Below are 17,164 nucleotides of genomic sequence, written 5' to 3'. Positions count from 1 at the left end.
GCTTTTCTATTCGGTTGAATCGGATTTGCTTCCAGTATGGGATATGGAACGATCTAATATACTGGCTTTAACATCTTCTAAATAGCTACGACCTATAACGTATCTTTTGCCAGCAATCTCTACACTGTTCCCTTCCAAAGCCTCAATTTTGTCCAAAGAAACCGTATAGGATCTATGTATGCGGATAAACTTTTCATTGGAGATCTCTTCGGTAAAGGCACTTAAAGTTTTGTGCACAACATAGTTGCCATTGGCAGTTATGATCTTAATGTAATCCTTAAGGCTTTCCACTAGAATGATTTCATCCAAATGGATTTTCTTCATTTTTTTCTTGTCCACCTTTACAAAGACATGTTCCCGTACAGTTGCGGATGTTTGATGTTTTTGTGCATGTGTCATGGCTTTGTTCACAGCCTTTATAAATCGGGGCAAGGCTATGGGCTTTACCAAATAGTCCAACACCTCCAAGTCAAAACCTTTTGCCGCGTATTCCGCATGGGCCGATGTAATGACTACCATGGGCTTGGTGTCCAAACTGTCCAAGAAACTAAAACCGTCAATAATGGGCATGTTTATGTCCAAGAAAAGCAAATCAGGTTTGTGTTCCCTGATAAAGGGAAGGCTGTCAATAGCATTGTTAAAAGCCTTTATTTCTTCCAGTTCCTTTACTTGGGAAATATAGTTTTGAATGACCTTTACTGCCAAGGGCTCATCATCAATAATCACACATTTTAACTTCATCTGAGCTTGAGCTTTAAGTTTACAACATATTCGTCTGATTCCTCATAGATACCCAAACGGTATTCTTCATCTCCATAACGCAGTTTTAATCTTTTCTCCACATTGGAAAGTCCTATGCCGCCCGTTTTCTTTTTGGTCGGCAAGATATGGTTTTTGGGTTTTGTGTTGCTAATTCTAAAGTATAGGAATTTTTCTTCGATTTTTATCTCGATGCTTATTTTGACTTTCCCAATATTCTGATTGGCGCCATGCTTAAAAGCATTTTCAATGAACTGGACCAGCAACATAGGGGCGATTCTTTTGCCTTTTGGATTTCCAATAACATTGAAATCAAGTTGAAGGTTCTGGGTGTATCTTATTTTCTCCAGATCTAGATAATTCTTTATGAAAACAATTTCCTTGGCCAGGCTTTGGTCCTTATCCTTTGTCTCGTACAGTACGTATCGCATAAGATCAGACAATTTTATGATGGTCTCAGGGGTTTTGTCCGACTTTTCAAGACTAAGGGAGTAAATGTTGTTGAGCGTGTTGAAAAAGAAGTGTGGGGATATTTGTGCCCGTAGAAATCGAAGCTCGGTCTCCAGTTGCTCTTTTTCAAGTTTGGCAACCCGCCCTGTCTCACGCAACCAATCAATGGTCAGTTTTATGGAAGCTACAAAAGTGATTACATAGAGTTCGCCGAGCATCATTACTATGGCGTAATTAAATGTAAGGCTATGGGTTTCAGGGCCTTCTGGCCAAACGTTGTAGCTTATCAGGCTATAGGTAAGAAGATATTTAAGGAACACCATCAGAAAAATACTCGATATGAGAATGATCATGAAAGTGAAGAACTTCCGTTTAAATATGAACTTTGGGATTAAATAATAAATGGTAAAATATGTAAGGAAAATATGAATCGGAAACCCTAAGAGATTCGACTTGAAAGAATACAGGTAATCGTTAAAATAGCTCCCCCACCTCAGAAAATTAAAAGTGAAATAAATGGCCCAGAACACAACATGATGCCATGCCGTGATTTTGTATTCTGCCACGGCGTTCACTAAAAATTTATTCTTGATTTGTTTTTGAAGATACATTAAAACAAAAGGTTACTTTTTTTAAACATTTGTCCTCGGTCAGCTGTCATTGGTCTAATAAAGAACTGTAAATACAGATTAAATTAGGAATTTTTACCATGATTCAAACACCATTTTGGCCCAAGGTTCCATTTTTGGCAAAGAAAGGAATTTATTTTCATTGAAGGAGTCCCGGTCATAATGTGTTTGCAATCAATGTAATACTAGATGCGAAAACAATAGTGGATAAATGAAGGGCATGGCTCAAAGGCTTTTTTTTATTTTGGTAATGTGTGGGTATGCAATAGGCTTGGGTCAGGGAATAAAAGAACCCCGGTCCATAGTAGTGTATAAAGCTGAAGAACCTCTTACCATAGATGGGCAAGCCAAAGAGATGGCATGGGAAAAAGCCCAAGTCTCCGAAAACTTCATAGATATCGAAGGTGTTAAATCACCTGCCTACCAAACTAACGTGCGCATGTTGTGGGATGAAAATTATATGTACTTCTTTGCCGAGCTTAAGGAGCCCCATGTATGGGCAAACCTGAAACAAAGGGATACGGTTATTTTTTACAACAACGATTTTGAGATATTTATTGACCCAGATGGAGACACCCATAATTATTATGAATTTGAAATGAATGCCCTCAACACGGTTTGGGATCTTTATCTGACCAAGCCTTACAGGGAGCATAGCCCCGTAGTGGATAGTTGGGAAATTCTTGGTCTTAAATCGGCGGTACATATTGATGGCTCCCTTAATGATCCAAGTGATATGGACAAAGGTTGGAGCGTGGAGGTGGCCATGCCTTGGTCTGTCCTTACAGAGGCCAGTGGAGGTAACAAAATACCGGAAGGTGAGTTTTGGCGGGTAAACTTTTCCAGGGTTAACTGGGACTTTGAGTTGACGAATGGGAAATATGGTAGAAAAAAGGATGTCAATGGGAAGTTTCTCAGGGAATATAATTGGGTGTGGTCCCCACAAGGGGTAATCAACATGCACGAGCCAGAACATTGGGGATATGCCTATTTTTCCCCAAATGTTGCAGGTGATGAGGATTCCTTTGTTATTCCACGAGACGAGCAAATCAGATGGCTGCTGTACAAATTATACAGGGCACAGAAAGAACATCGTTCAAAGAATGGGAAATGGGCTACGGATTTGGCTGAACTTGATTCAAGGCCAGTATTGGAGGATGGGACAAAAGTTGAATTGGATATGGAGGTGCATAGGGTTGGATGGTCCATACAAGCCAAAAGTCCATTTACAGGCAAGTCATATATCATTACTGAAGATGGTAAATATTATCCCATAAAATAACATGCTTATGAACAAACAAGTGGTTATTGCGTTTCTTGTAGCTCTTTTGGCCTTATCTTGTTTGGATAATATAGGGGCACCACCAAGACATGTTCAGGCTAAAGAAAATGGAAGCAAACAGCAATTTGAGCTTACAAGGGAAACCTATTTTGTGTTTGACTCCCAAACCGATGACACTTCTTTGTTTGTGCTGAAGCCCATGTTTCAAGAAGTGATGGGATGGGAGCCAAAAATTGCAGCGCAAGAGCCCGAGAAGAACTATGTTTTGCTTAAAATGAACCCTGAGTTGGAAGAAGGGGCTTACCTTTTGTCCGTAACATCCAATCGTATTATCATGGAATCCTCTTCCCGGGAAGGGTTTGAACATGCGCAGGAAAAGCTGGCAACCTTGCTTTCCAATATACCAGAAACCAAGGAAATGGTTTGGAAAGTACCTGCAATTGAAATTCAGGAAAGCTATCGCTAATAGGTAGAGAATCCACATGTTTTTTATTATCAATTAAAATTGAGGGAGTTACCGGATTAAACCTGTTCGGGAATCTTTTTGTAATCTAGGTCCTTGATGTTGAGCTATCAAGCGTAGTCGTTGGTCTAAATTTTTTCTCCACTAGATTCTATTGTAGCACTTTTAAGACTAGTAATCAGTATGAATACTTTAGTTTTAGTTAATTGCCTAAAGACCGGCCAACTTTTTAAGTTGGCCGGTCTTATTTTGTGTGGTCTCTGCAATGTAAAATAATTGTTTGGCGAAAGCTTTTGCCTAATGGTCATAATCTTAAGGGGTTTGGGTCTTGGTAGGGATATTGCGTGGTTCTACCTTAAAAGACGCATTAATAAAAATGCAATTTGTAAACGCTTATTTTAGGGCATTGCCATTTTAAAAACTAATCATTTGTCATTTTAAGAAATAAATATGCCATTCGGCCTTTCACCTCCGTTGTTGGTCGAAAATTTTTCAGGAATCTCCAAGTATTGGGGATTTTCACTTTTTGTGTTAACTTTAAGTTAATTAAACTCGACTATTATCTAACAATCAAACAAAAAAAACTAACATGATTCAAAAACTAAAGTATGTACTTGTTTTTGCGGTGTTGTTCTCTATACAGGGGGCTTTGGCGCAAACAATTACCGGAACGGTTTCTGATGAAGCGGGGGTTCCGCTTCCTGGAGTCAACATTGTTGAAAAAGGAACCAGTAATGGTGTATCATCGGATTTTGATGGAAACTACAGCATAACCGTATCAGGCGGAAATGCAACCTTGGTGTTTTCTTCATTGGGAATGCGAACTGTTGAGGTTCCGGCGAACGGAAGAACCTCAATCAACCTGACTATGCAGGAAGATGCAGAGCAACTTGGTGAAGTGGTGGTGACCGCTTTGGGTATCAGGAAAGAAACCAAGGCATTGGGGTACTCCCTTACTGAAGTTGGGGGCGAAGAAATTTCTTCGATCAAAACCCCAAACGCGATCAATGCGCTTCAAGGTAAGATTGCGGGGGTGAACATTACCCAAAACTCAACAGGGGCCGCAGGTTCCAGTAGGGTTATCATTAGGGGTAACAGTACTCTTACAGGAAACAACCAGCCATTGTATGTTGTTGATGGTATTCCTATTGGAAACGACAACAACGGAGCCGCAAGTTTGTGGGGAGGTAATGATGGAGGTGACGGTATCTCCAGTATCAACCCAGATGATATCGAGTCGGTATCTGTGCTAAAAGGTGGTTCGGCTACTGCACTCTACGGATCTAGGGGTGGTAACGGTGTAATCTTGATTACTACAAAGAGTGGTAGAGATCAAAAAGGTTTTGGGGTTGAATTCAGTACCTCAGTCCAGTTTGATAAGGTCAACACCAGTCTTGTTGATTTTCAGACCGAGTATGGTCAAGGTAGATTTGGTGAAGCGCCTACTTCCCAAGCTGAAGCTTTGGCTTTTGGTAACTCCGCTTGGGGTTCTAGATTGGATGGGTCCTCTGTGGTGCAGTGGGATGGTGTTGAAAGACCATATTCATATGTGGGAAGCAACTACGATCACTTCTACAGGACAGGTTCTACCTTTATTAACACTGTGGCATTGTCCAGTGGATCGGAAGATTTGAACTTTAGGTTTTCGGCCTCTGATCTTTCCAATGATGATGTTGTTCCCAATTCTGGTTTGAACAGAAAAACATTCTCCTTGAATGCCGGGGCAGTATTGAATGAAAAACTTACTGCGCAGATCAATGCCAAATACATCGTGGAAGATGTAATGAACAGACCAAGACTTTCAGATGCACCTGGTAATGCCAACTATACTGTGGGACTTCTTTCTCCCAACGTGGATGTAAGGTTTATGAATCCTGGTGCGGATGAAGATGGTAGGGAAAGGTCATATTCTGATAATACATTCTCCCAAAACCCATATTGGGCCGCCTATAATTTTAGGAATGAGGATACCAAGAACAGGATTATTGCTTCTACGTCGCTTCGTTACGACATCTTAGACTGGTTATATTTAACAGGTAGGGTTGGTATTGACCACTATACAAGAAAGTCTACAGGTGTGGAGCCTTGGGGAACAGCTTATACTCCTCTTGGAGCCATGAACGAAGAAGAACGTATATATTCCCAGATAGATTCTGACTTGATGTTGGGTATTGATAAGGATATCACAGATGCATTTGGTGTTTCTGCATTTTTTGGTGCCAACAAAAACTCTATTGAGTTTGAAAGACTTAGACTGGATGGTTCCCAATTCATCGTTCCTGGTTTGGAAGATGTTGCAAACTTGACCAATCAAGGAAGAAGTAGGGAGTATAGCGAAAGAGAAATAGGGTCGCTTTACGGGTCTGTTGAATTCTCATATAAAGACTATGCGTTCTTGACCTTCACAGGAAGAAATGACTGGTTCTCCACACTTTCTTTCCCAGGCAAGACCACACCAAACAATGATTTTTACTCTTCGGTGAATGCCAGTTTGATTCTTTCGGACATGTTTGAAATGCCAACTGCCATAGATTTCTTGAAGTTACGTGGTGGTTATGCGCAAACAGCTGGTGGAGCTGATTCGGCCTATCAGTTGGCCTTGACTTATGAGATATTTGGTCAAGGGCACTTGGGTCAGCCTCTAGGTAGGGTTACTGGTGGTACTGTTCCAAATGCCAATTTGGTGCCATGGAATAAGAGTGAAGTGGAAGTAGGTGTTGATGCTCGCTTCTTTGGAAACAGACTGTCCTTGGATTTGGCGTACTATACCAATGAAACTACAGATGATATTGTAAATGTTACAACTTCCATAGCTTCAGGGTACAACAATGCAACTGCAAACCTTGGTAAGATTGAGAACAAAGGTGTGGAAGTGTTGCTTTCCGGTACTCCAATACGTAATGCCAACTTTGAGTGGAATACTTCTGTAAACGCTTCATTCAACGAAGGTTTGGTAACGGCAACCAACCCAGAGAACGGAAATGTGACCTTGGATGAGCCACGTACGCAGAACGTGAACATTTCCCATGTTGTTGGGGAGCGCTACGGTGTAATATTCGGAACTTCTTTTGTTAGGGATAACGACGGAAACATTGTATATGATTTGGATGGAGATGGTGTTCCAATCCCAAGACAAGGAGAAAGAAAAATCTTGGGTCAAGGTGTTCCACCTTGGCAAGTAGGTTTTACCAATACATTCCGATATAAGAACTTAAGTTTAAGTTTCTTGATTGATGGTAAGTTTGGAGGTCAATTGTTCTCAGGTACCAATACTGTTGCTTATGGGGCTGGACTTCATAAAGAGACTCTTAATGGTAGGGAAAATGGCTTGAGCGTTACGGGAATCGATGGTTCTACTTTCAATGCGGATACTGGTACGGGAACTTCCTTTACGACTACCGTAACTCCAGCGAATTTGGAAACTTACTACGGTCGTGTAAACGATATTGCTGAGTATTTCGTGGAAGATTCAGATTATATCAAGTTTAGACAAATAAGCTTAGGCTATTCACTTCCAAGCAAAATATTGGATAAGACGTTCTTGAGCAGTGTTAATGTGAGTTTAATAGGTCAGAACCTATTTTACATCAAGAGAAGTATAGATAATGTGGATCCAGAAAGTGCTTATAACTCTGGAAATTCACAAGGTCTTGAATATTTTGGTGTTCCTTCGTCTAGAAGCTATGGAGTAAGTTGCAACATTAAGTTTTAAAAAAAAGAATTATGAAAAGATCAATTTATATCATATTGTTTGTCTTCTTGCTCGGAGCATGTGACGAGGGCTTTGAAGACGTGAACGTTAATCCAACGAAACCGGTCCAGGTAGATGTTGCCAATAAACTTACAGCGGCAATATTGTTGGCGTCCAGTGAGCGTTACGACAACTGGAGGGCCAACTTAATATACCAATCCACCATGATGCAGCACATTGCTACAACGGCTGGGTACTGGAGTGGTGATAAGTATACTTGGAACAGAGGATATGCTTCCTCTCTAATGGACAGATATTATACTGGGGTAGTGAAGCAAGTTGAAGATATGTTGCTTCAATTGGATACCGAAAGTAGTCCTGATGAAATGAAAGCCATTACACGTATTTTGCGAGTTTTTGCTTTTTCCAGATTGACAGACCTTTACGGAGACATCCCTTACAGCGAAGCAGGTAAGGCTGTAATTGGACAGATTGTGCAGCCTAAATATGATCCGCAGAGTGAAATTTATGCAGACATGCTAAAAGAATTGGAAGAGTCTGCTGCTGCCTTAGGGTCTGGAACTTCAGGTTTTGGTTCGGCAGATGTAATTTATAATGGGGATCAAGGCAAATGGAAGCGTTTGGCAAATTCCCTAATGTTACGATTGGGATTCCGTTTGATCAAAGTAGATCCTGCCGGTGCCCAAGCTTGGGTAACCAAAGCTATCAATGGTGGGGTTATGGAGTCTAACGCAGATATTTTTTATGTGCCTCATTCCAATGGTCCAGAGGGAATCAACCAAAATGGAAACGGAGAAGTTTTCCTTGCTGATGGAAATCCACGTCTAAGTAAGACATTTGTTGATTTTATGATCAACAACGGTGATCCTAGACTGACCGTTTTGGGATCCTTGCCTCTAAGTGTTGGTGATGATACAGAAAGGACTGATGCTGAGCGTTTAGATCCTGCAGCGCAAAAAGGACTTCCTAATGGATTGGATGCTGGATTGTTGGAAGATCTTACAGGAGAAACCAATGTTCAAGCATATTCAGAGCCTAATAGGTTGTTAATTACAGGAGTTGATGCTCCAATGTTCTTCCAAACCTATGCCGAAGTTGAGTTTATGTTGGCTGAGGCCAATGTAAGATGGGGACTTGCTGGTGATGCCGAGACCCATTACAACAATGGCGTTAGGGCTGCTATGGAAATGTTGGCCATGTACGGACCTGGAGGTGAAATTGCCTCTGCCGACATTGATGACTATTTGGCTAATAACCCTTATGATGCTGGTAATGCCTTGGAGCAAATCAATACACAGTATTGGGCCGCCACTTTCTTGAATGAGTACGAATCATTCTCCAACTGGAGAAGAACTGGTTTCCCAGTTTTGGTTCCCGTAAACTATCCTGGTAATGTTACCAATGGTACCATTCCAAGAAGGTTGACCTATTCGGAAAGTGAGCAGGTAAACAACCCTGAAAACTATAACGAGGCCATTTCACGTCAAGGACCAGACGTCTTGACCACTCGTGTTTGGTGGGATGCTCAGTAGGAACCAATCAGTAGTTTTTATAAACTTTAAGTTTAATTTTCAAGTTAATTTTAAGCTGAGTTAGTAGTTGATAAAGGGAAGGAAACTTCCCTTTATTTTTGCTATATTTTCAAGGAAATAAATTCATTTGATCAATGCTAAAGCTATCTCTTTGCCAGTTTTTTACGGTGACTCTGGCAGCTATCCCTTTTTGGGTGGCCATTGCACAGGAAAAGAAAGATTCGCCTCGTTTTACATTGATGGATTCCGAATACACGGGAATATCTTTTTCTAACGAGGTAAGAGATCTTAAAGAGCACAATATTCTTCGCTATGCCAATTTTTATGGAGGTGCTGGTGTGGGGGTTGGGGATTTTAACAATGATGGCCTCCAAGACCTGTATTTTGCTGGAAACATGGTTCCAGACAAACTTTACCTTAACCAAGGAAATTTAAAGTTTAAGGATGTCACGGAGCAATCTGGAATAAAGGATGACGGTGGCTGGTCCACAGGTGTTACCGTTGCAGATGTAAACAATGATGGCCATTTGGATATCTATGTAAGCCGAGAACTCTATGATGATAAACCAAAATGGCGTACCAATCTTCTTTATATCAACAAAGGGGATGGCACTTTTGAGGAGAGTGCCAAAAAGTTTGGCGTGGACAATGACCAGCGCACTAGGCATGCCACTTTTTTGGATTATGACAAAGATGGATGGTTAGACCTTTTTCTTTTGATCCAACCGCCCAATCCCGGTAGCTTATCCGATTATAAGGGAACAACACTCTTACAAGAGCAATACAATCTCAAATTCTATCGGAACCTTGGAGATGATAAATTTGAGGATGTTACCGCTTCTGCAGGTTTGGATATGGTTGGGTTTCCCAATGGAGTTTGTGCGGGTGACATAAACAATGATGGATGGACTGATCTTTATGTGGCCAATGATTTCTATGCCCCGGACTTTTTGTTCATCAATAACCAAGATGGTACGTTCACAAATGCTCTAGAAAATGCCATGAACCATATCTCATACTTCAGTATGGGAGTGGATATTGCAGATATCAATAACGACAACCTTTTGGACATCTTTGTGGTGGACATGGTTTCTGAAGACAATTATAGGCTGAAATCCAATATGAGCGGCATGGATCGCAACTCTTTTTGGGATGTGTATAACGATGGTGGTTACTATCAATACATGTACAACAGTCTTCAGCTGAACAATGGGAATGGAACATTCAGCGATGTGGCACAGATAACGGGAATGGAGGCAACCGATTGGAGCTGGTCAAACCTTATTGCCGATTTTGATAATGATGGTCTAAAAGACGCCTTTGTTACCAATGGTCTGCTACGCGAAATACGGAACACAGATGCAGATAAAAAAGTAGCGGAATATATTGCAAAGACAAGGGCAGATTGGATTAAAAACCATCCTGATGGAGGAAATTTGGCCTCAATCTTTGATATTATCGATCTTAAAAAGGCGCTTGAACCAATTCCATCACAACCTCTAAAAAACTACGCTTTTAAAAACAAGGGAAACTTACAGTTCGAGAAAGTCAGGGAGGAATGGGGTTTAAGCCAAGAATCCTTTTCCAACGGAGCGGCATACGCCGATTTTGATAATGATGGAGACTTGGATTTGGTGGTCAACAATATCAATGAAATAGCATTTGTATATCGAAACAATTCAGAGTCATTGGGCAACTCCAATTACATCAGGATTAAGTTAAAGGACAAAGACCATAAGTCGGTTTTTGGGGCCAAGGTCAATGTGTATTTGGGTAATGAATCCCAATTGGGGGAAACAACCAATGTGAGGGGGATTTACTCCACCAGTGAACCCTATGTGCATTTTGGAGTAGGTAATCATGCCCAGGTGGACAGCGTTTCAGTTCTATGGCCCAATGGTACCAAAACTCTCTTGTACAACGTTAAGGCCAATTCAGTATTGGAGCTTTCCATGGATGAAGGAAAACCATATACAATAAAAGATAAGGAAAAAGTACCAATCTTTAGTGATGGAAGTGAGATAGTGGGATTGCAATATCAGCACGAAGAAAACAAGTTTGATGATTATGATATACAAGTGCTGTTGCCCCATAAAATGTCCCAGTTTGGCCCTTCTCTGGCCAAGGGAGATGTAAATGGAGATGGTTTGGATGATGTCTTTGTGGGTGGTGCCACAGGGCTTCCTGCAAATTTATTTGTCCAGCAAAGCAATGGAAACTTTATAAAAAGTAACGAGACACTTTGGGATAAGGAAAAACCTTTTGAGGATGTCGATGCACTTTTTGTTGATATCAATGGTGATGGGCATTTGGATTTATATGTGGTAAGTGGAGGCAATGAATATCCAGTGAACGATTTTCGCTATGTAGATCGCCTTTACATGAATGATGGCAAGGGAAATTTTTCAAAAGCGGCAATCCCCAACATTGGAAGGGATAGCGGATCTGTGGTGAAAGCTTCCGATTATGACATGGATGGGGATATAGATCTTTTTGTGGGAGGTAGGCTTTGGCCCCATCAATATCCGTTACCTGCCAGTAGCATGCTTCTTCAGAACAATAATGGCCAATTGGTGAATGTGACCAGACAAGTGGCTCCTGAATTGGAAAATCTTGGTATGGTGACCGATGCGGTTTGGAGTGATTATGATGCAGATGGGGATTTGGACCTTACCCTCGTTGGCGAATGGATGCCCATTACAATCTTTAACAACGAAAATGGTCATTTGAGTAAAGTTACCGCAAATGGTTTAATGGAATCTTCGGGGTGGTGGTTTAGTATTGAACAGGGTGATTTTGATCATGATGGTGATATGGATTACATTGCCGGAAACTTAGGGCTCAACTACAAGTACAAAACTTCCAAGGAAAAACCCTTTGACATCTATTATAATGATTTTGATGGCAATGAGAAGTATGACATAGTTTTGGGATACTACAATGATGACAAGCATTATCCCTTGCGAGGATTTTCTTGTTCGTCAGAGCAGGTGCCCATGCTCAAGGAAAAATTTAAGAAGTACAATGTATTTGCCGCTTTGGAATTGGATGAGGTGTATGGAAATCAAAATCTAAAAAGCGCATTGCACTATACAGCAAGTACTTTTGCTTCCTCTTATGTTGAAAATTTGGGGAATGGTGACTTTAAGATACATCAACTGCCCAGAATGGCCCAGTTGTCCAACATCAATGATATTTTGGTCAAGGATTTTAATGGAGACGGTAATCTGGATGCATTGGTAGTAGGGAACCTTTTTGTTTCGGAAATAGAAACCCCAAGAAACGATGCCGGTACTGGTGCTTTATTGTTGGGAGATGGCCAAGGGACTTTTAAAGCACTGATGGGAAATGAAAGCGGATTCTTTAATAATGCCGATGCCAGAAAAATGACGGCAATGAAAATATTGGACCGCAACTTTGTAATCGTGGTAAACAATGATGGACCATTGCAAGTTTTTGAGATGAACCCAGAATAGTTAGATCAGAGGTCGAAAGATGACCCTTGTGATTTTGAGGTTAACTTTTAATCAAGATAAACTTAAGAATTTGAGATACAACAAATGGCATAAAAACATAGCATTATCATAACCTATTTCACCTTGTTTTGATAAGGACTTGGGGAAAAATTGAAGTATCTTTGTCAATTAACACTATAAGCAACTGTTATGGAAGTAGCCATAGAACCAAAATCAATCCAGTACCAACCTGCGGGTCAATTTGAAGATACCCGCTTTGAGAAAATCCACAATGTTATTTTCAACGATTCCAAAACAGGTTCGTTCGAAGTGGCCAAGGAAATTGCAAAGCTGATTCGGAAAAAGCAGGAAGCAGGCAAAAAATGTGTATTGGGATTGGCAACGGGGTCATCACCCATAAAAGTCTATGAAGAGTTGGTGCGTATGCACAAGGAAGAGGGACTTAGTTTTAAAAATGTGGTAACCTTCAATTTGGATGAATATTATCCCATGGAACGGAACAATATTCAAAGCTACCATTACTTTATGCACCAGCATTTGTTCGATCACGTGGATATAGATCCGGCAAACGTAAACATCCCAGATGGTACCGTATCACCTGATAAACTACAAAAATATTGTCGCAGTTATGAAAGCCAGATTGAAAAGGCTGGAGGATTGGACTTTCAATTATTGGGGATAGGCCGAACCGGGCATATTGGTTTTAACGAACCGGGTTCCCACTTTAATTCGGCTACACGGGATATAACACTAGACCACATTACCCGTGTGGATGCAGCTCCCGCTTTCAAAGGCCTTGAAAATGTGCCTAGAAAAGCGGTTACCATGGGTATTGGTACCATTAGAAAAGCAAAGCGGATTGTTCTTTTGGCTTGGGGTCAGAACAAATCAGAGATTGTTCGGGAAACCATTGAAGGGGAGATAAGCTCCGAAGTGCCCGCAACATATCTTCAGGAACACTCCAATGCTACCTTTGTATTGGATAAAGAGGCTGCAGCGCACCTTACACGTATAGATACACCTTGGTTGGTACGCACTTGTGACTGGACCAAAGATCTTACCCATAAAGCAGTGGTTTGGCTCAGCTTGCAAAAAGAAAAACCTGTATTGCAATTAACGGATAAGGATTACAATGATTCTGGAATGTCCGATTTGTTGAGTACGGAACAATCCTCTTACGAAATCAATATTAGGACCTTTAACCGTTTGCAACATACCATTACCGGATGGCCAGGTGGTAAACCCAATGCGGATGACACCAACCGTCCAGAACGGGCTACACCGGAAAAGAAACGTGTGATCATATTCAGTCCGCACCCGGATGATGATGTAATTTCAATGGGGGGTACTTTTGATCGCTTGGTTTCCCAAGGACATGAGGTGCATATTGCATATCAAACTTCAGGGAACATTGCCGTGGCAGATCATGAAGCATTGAAGATAGCCGAAGTGGCCAACTCTATTACCAAAACAGATACATTCTCAAAAGTCATTGAAGACCTGAATGGTAAAACCGAGGAAGACTTTGATTCAGAATTGGTAAGAAAGATCAAAGGCAACATCAGAAGAAGTGAAAGTTATGGTGCTACCCGTTATATGGGAATCCCAGACAGTCAGGTACACTTTTTGGATCTCCCCTTTTATGAAACCGGAGCAATCCGTAAAAAACCATTAGGAGAAGAGGATATCAATATCATGAACGATATTATCGAGAAGGTAAAACCCCATCAAATTTATGCAGCGGGCGATTTGGCAGACCCCCATGGCACACACCGGGTATGCCTTGAAGCCTTGTTTGCTTCATTGGGGCAGTTAAAAAGCAAATCTTTTATGAAAGATTGCTGGGTATGGTTATACCGCGGTGCATGGCATGAGTGGGAAATCCATGAGATTGAGATGGCTGTGCCCATGAGCCCTGCACAGGTATTAAGAAAGCGAAAAGCCATTTTTTATCACCAAACTCAAAAAGACGGAGTTATGTTCCAAGGAGAAGACCTAAGGGAGTTTTGGGTAAGAGCTGAAGATAGGAACAAAGAAACTGCACAAAAATACCAGTCTTTGGGATTGGCAAGCTATGCGGCCATGGAGGCCTTTGTGAGGTATCACTACTAAAAACTAGAATTTATATAGCAAAAAGGCCCATAACTATGTTATGGGCCTTTTAATTTCTGCTTTCAAGAATTTAAATGGATTCAAATAGGAGTTCTAAGGGTTTTCTCACCTTTGGCAAGTTCTGCGTGTTGTCGTCCGGACTTCTATAGCCAATGGGGGCCACTAAGGAAGCATTAAGGCCTTTTTCGGTCAATCCCAATATCTCATTGTATTTTTCGACGTCAAAGCCTTCCATGGGACAGGCATCAATTTGTAGATCGGCGCACACGGCCAATAAATTACCCAAGGCCAAATAAGTTTGATGTTTGGTCCATGAAGCTTGGGTCTCGTTGGATTGCTCCCCAATTTTCAACTTCATGAAATCTCCATAGCCCTTCAGATCTTCCACATTGAGTTGCCTTGTTTTTGCTGTAAGATCAATATACTTGTCAATATGATGCGGCTTCACTTCAGCGTAATTACAGAAAACAAATAGGTGTGAGGCATCCACGATCTGACTCTGGTTCCATGATGCTGGTAGCAATTTTTCACGGGTCTTGGGGTCTTCTATGATCAATACTTTGTACAGTTGCAGTCCATATGAGGATGTGGACAGCTGCACGGCCCGTTTTATGATTTCAAGATTTTCTTCGGATACTTTTTGGTGAGGGTCGAACTTTTTGGTGGCATACCGCCATTCTTGTTTTTTGATGAATTCCATTTCTGCGATTTTAGGGGTTGTACTAGGTTGCATATCAGTTATTTTGTGTTTTCAAGTGGTAGTTTTCCATTAAAAAGTCATGTGAAAATCCCATTTTTAGATACATGTTCTTGGCCATTCCTGAGGCTTGTAAAGTTGCCATTGATGCTCCTTGGGCAAGGCCCATATTCAAAACATGGCGCATAATTTCAGTGGCATAGCCTTGTTTGCGGTGGTCGGGATCAATGCCCAGAGCGTGTACTCCCAAGATAGTTCCAGTAGTGTACATAATAACGGTGCCAACTGGTTCTTCTTCATGATAGACCAAGAAAAAGAGAATATCATTGGCGGTTTTTAGGATGGTTTCCGCGCTTATCTTATAATTGAAGGCTTTAAAAAAAATGTTACTCCATAGTTCTGCTTCCAAATCAAGGGTTACGCGGACAAATTCAACTTTTTTCTCGGTTTCAAACTTTGTCTCGAGCGGAAGGCTCATCCCATATTGTATGGATTTAAGGGAAAGGCCCGTTTCGGTTATTGATGGATTCTTTGTGGAATCCAAGTTGAAGTTTGAAAAAGTCATACCCTTATTGCTCCCCATTTGAGCTTCAATTTTTTGTAGCGTTTTTTCGGAAAGGACGGCATCGGTCCAAACACGATTGGGCCACTGGGAATTTTCTATGATTGAGGTATGGATACCCTCATGATTTTTATAGCCATGAAACGTTTCCCCTGCCATGCTCCACAGTTGGGTCAAGTTGTCAATATTTAATAGCGCAGTGTTCATTTTGAATTGATTAAAAATATTCCTGTGATCATGGCAAAAACGCCAATTAATTTTTTGGGTGTAATGGGTTCAATAGGAAGGTTCAGCCAACCAAACTTACCCGCCAAAAGGGAAAAGAGCAGTTGTCCACATAGTCCCAAAGCAATCATTTTGGAAATTCCCAATTTGGGGATGGTATAGAAATACAGCGAAATACCGATCATACTGAACAATCCGCCCACAAACCACAAATACCAAGGTACTTCATATACCATCTGTGCCGATACTTCCCCTTTATTCGTGAAAAATATAAAACAGCTCCCGAAAATAGCACTGGCAATGGAAGTGGATACCACCGCCACAACGGGGTGTTTGGCCAAAGCCCCCAATTGGGTATTGAAACCAGCCTGTATGGCAAGAAAAATACCGCCTGTGAATGCCAATACGTAAAGAAAAATCAATTTCATGGGACAAAGGTCAGTAAGGAAACGGACTTTTGTCTTTACATATGTTGATTGGAGCTTTTTTCTTTGATTTTTTTTCGAATACGGCTCAATTGGGTAGGGGTGATGCCCAAATGCGAAGCGATAAATTGTAGTGGAATCCGGGCTTCAATGTTTGGGTGAAGGGTTATAAAGTCAAGATAACGCTCCTTGGCCTCTTTCAATACAATTTCGACTTCCCTTTTTTCTTTATCGATGACCCAGTTCTTTTCAAGGTAGGAAATGTAAAAATTCTTGAGGTCCGATTGGGAGTCTATCAGTTCTCTATATTTTCTGTAGTCAAAACTGATGAGGGTTGACTTTTCAACCACCTCAAGCGCAAAATGGGAGGGTTTATTTTTTAGGGCTGAGACCATGGAACCTACAATGTTGCCCTCCAGGAAAATGTTCTTGTGGTACATATCGCCCTCCTTGTTCAAATAATAGGAAACAATGGCCCCTTGGTACAGAATGTGGATATGCCTCGATGTTTCCCCAATGGAAAGTAATATGGAGCCTTTGTCCAGATGCTGGATCTTCCCCATTGAAATCAATAAGGAAATGGACGCCTCACTGATTGGGCTGTACCGGTTGAACACCTCTATGATAAATTCCCTGTACGTTTCTATTGGATTGTCCTCCATTTGAGCTTAATAAGGAATCAAGTTACAGTTTTCTTATAGAAATAGGAAAGAGTGGAATTTACAGAATATTAAAAACCAAAAAAGCTCCGAGAAATCGGAGCTTTTTGCGGTCTGGACGGGACTCGAACCCGCGACCCCCTGCGTGACAGGCACATTTTTTTTGGTTTTATTTGATTTT

The 17,164-nt window shown here is 41.1% G+C and carries 12 protein-coding genes; 6 read left to right on the top strand and 6 right to left on the bottom strand.

Annotation, left to right across the window (positions count from 1 at the left end; genetic code table 11):
* Positions 1–6: 6 nt before the first annotated feature.
* Positions 7–741, bottom strand: coding sequence for a LytR/AlgR family response regulator transcription factor (locus tag EZV76_RS00500; protein ID WP_136564648.1), 735 nt, complete (start codon positions 739–741; stop codon positions 7–9).
* Entirely contained in the window at positions 738–1,562 is an 825-nt protein-coding gene (locus EZV76_RS00495; RefSeq protein WP_313790937.1) for a sensor histidine kinase, read from the bottom strand. Before EZV76_RS00495 ends, EZV76_RS00500 begins: the two co-directional genes overlap by 4 nt.
* 496 nt (positions 1,563–2,058) lie before the next feature.
* On the opposite strand from EZV76_RS00495, the gene EZV76_RS00490 reads away from it, so the two are divergent.
* The 6 genes from EZV76_RS00490 to nagB all read left to right on the top strand — a co-directional run bounded on the left by EZV76_RS00490 (position 2,059) and on the right by nagB (position 14,415).
* Positions 2,059–3,120 (top strand): carbohydrate-binding family 9-like protein, encoded by a 1,062-nt coding sequence (locus tag EZV76_RS00490; RefSeq protein ID WP_136564646.1) that lies wholly within the window; start codon positions 2,059–2,061, stop codon positions 3,118–3,120.
* 7 nt (positions 3,121–3,127) lie between these two features.
* A complete protein-coding gene (locus EZV76_RS00485; RefSeq protein ID WP_161594375.1) occupies positions 3,128–3,586 on the top strand; it encodes a glycoside hydrolase family 20 zincin-like fold domain-containing protein in 459 nt (152 codons plus the stop codon).
* Between the two features lie 586 nt (positions 3,587–4,172).
* Complete coding sequence (locus EZV76_RS00480) at positions 4,173–7,295, top strand: SusC/RagA family TonB-linked outer membrane protein (RefSeq protein WP_136564644.1); 3,123 nt, start codon at positions 4,173–4,175, stop codon at positions 7,293–7,295.
* 11 nt (positions 7,296–7,306) lie between these two features.
* Positions 7,307–8,827, top strand: coding sequence for a SusD/RagB family nutrient-binding outer membrane lipoprotein (locus EZV76_RS00475; RefSeq protein WP_136564643.1), 1,521 nt, complete (start codon positions 7,307–7,309; stop codon positions 8,825–8,827).
* 134 nt (positions 8,828–8,961) lie between these two features.
* On the top strand, positions 8,962–12,303 hold the full coding sequence (locus tag EZV76_RS00470; RefSeq protein ID WP_136564642.1) for a VCBS repeat-containing protein: 3,342 nt from the start codon (positions 8,962–8,964) through the stop codon (positions 12,301–12,303).
* Positions 12,304–12,492: 189 nt separating this feature from the next.
* Positions 12,493–14,415, top strand: coding sequence for a glucosamine-6-phosphate deaminase (gene nagB / locus EZV76_RS00465; RefSeq protein WP_136564641.1), 1,923 nt, complete (start codon positions 12,493–12,495; stop codon positions 14,413–14,415).
* Between the two features lie 70 nt (positions 14,416–14,485).
* Here the strand turns inward: nagB and EZV76_RS00460 are convergent, their stop codons facing one another.
* The 4 genes from EZV76_RS00460 to EZV76_RS00445 are packed head-to-tail and all read right to left on the bottom strand — an operon-like array spanning position 14,486 to position 16,986.
* Positions 14,486–15,148 carry an NAD(P)H-dependent oxidoreductase gene (locus EZV76_RS00460; RefSeq protein WP_236640817.1) on the bottom strand — a complete coding sequence of 221 codons (663 nt, stop codon included), beginning with the start codon at positions 15,146–15,148 and terminating at the stop codon, positions 14,486–14,488.
* 1 nt (position 15,149) lies between these two features.
* On the bottom strand, positions 15,150–15,881 hold the full coding sequence (locus EZV76_RS00455) for a GNAT family N-acetyltransferase (protein WP_136564640.1): 732 nt from the start codon (positions 15,879–15,881) through the stop codon (positions 15,150–15,152).
* The gene (locus EZV76_RS00450) at positions 15,878–16,327 is read right to left on the bottom strand and encodes a DMT family transporter (RefSeq protein WP_136564639.1); all 450 of its coding nucleotides are present in this window, start codon (positions 16,325–16,327) and stop codon (positions 15,878–15,880) included. The genes EZV76_RS00455 and EZV76_RS00450 overlap by 4 nt, the downstream gene beginning before the upstream one ends.
* A 35-nt stretch (positions 16,328–16,362) precedes the next feature.
* Positions 16,363–16,986, bottom strand: a complete 624-nt coding sequence (locus EZV76_RS00445; protein WP_136564638.1) for a Crp/Fnr family transcriptional regulator — start codon at positions 16,984–16,986, stop codon at positions 16,363–16,365.
* Positions 16,987–17,164: the final 178 nt, after the last annotated feature.

It is taken from the genome of Flagellimonas alvinocaridis, assembly GCF_004916895.1.
In the GTDB taxonomy this organism is placed as follows: Bacteria; Bacteroidota; Bacteroidia; order Flavobacteriales; family Flavobacteriaceae; genus Flagellimonas; species Flagellimonas alvinocaridis.
Note: the sequence above shows the minus strand (reverse complement) of the source record. Positions and strands in the feature narration are given on the sequence as shown.

Bases quoted from the DNA above. Each gene is read 5' to 3' on its own strand.
- EZV76_RS00500 (WP_136564648.1), bottom strand. From the start codon at position 741: ATGAAGTTAAAATGTGTGATTATTGATGATGAGCCCTTGGCAGTAAAG.
- EZV76_RS00495 (WP_313790937.1), bottom strand. From the start codon at position 1,562: ATGATCATTCTCATATCGAGTATTTTTCTGATGGTGTTCCTTAAATAT.
- EZV76_RS00490 (WP_136564646.1), top strand. From the start codon at position 2,059: ATGGCTCAAAGGCTTTTTTTTATTTTGGTAATGTGTGGGTATGCAATA.
- EZV76_RS00485 (WP_161594375.1), top strand. From the start codon at position 3,128: ATGAACAAACAAGTGGTTATTGCGTTTCTTGTAGCTCTTTTGGCCTTA.
- EZV76_RS00480 (WP_136564644.1), top strand. From the start codon at position 4,173: ATGATTCAAAAACTAAAGTATGTACTTGTTTTTGCGGTGTTGTTCTCT.
- EZV76_RS00475 (WP_136564643.1), top strand. From the start codon at position 7,307: ATGAAAAGATCAATTTATATCATATTGTTTGTCTTCTTGCTCGGAGCA.
- EZV76_RS00470 (WP_136564642.1), top strand. From the start codon at position 8,962: ATGCTAAAGCTATCTCTTTGCCAGTTTTTTACGGTGACTCTGGCAGCT.
- nagB (WP_136564641.1), top strand. From the start codon at position 12,493: ATGGAAGTAGCCATAGAACCAAAATCAATCCAGTACCAACCTGCGGGT.
- EZV76_RS00460 (WP_236640817.1), bottom strand. From the start codon at position 15,148: ATGCAACCTAGTACAACCCCTAAAATCGCAGAAATGGAATTCATCAAA.
- EZV76_RS00455 (WP_136564640.1), bottom strand. From the start codon at position 15,881: ATGAACACTGCGCTATTAAATATTGACAACTTGACCCAACTGTGGAGC.
- EZV76_RS00450 (WP_136564639.1), bottom strand. From the start codon at position 16,327: ATGAAATTGATTTTTCTTTACGTATTGGCATTCACAGGCGGTATTTTT.
- EZV76_RS00445 (WP_136564638.1), bottom strand. From the start codon at position 16,986: ATGGAGGACAATCCAATAGAAACGTACAGGGAATTTATCATAGAGGTG.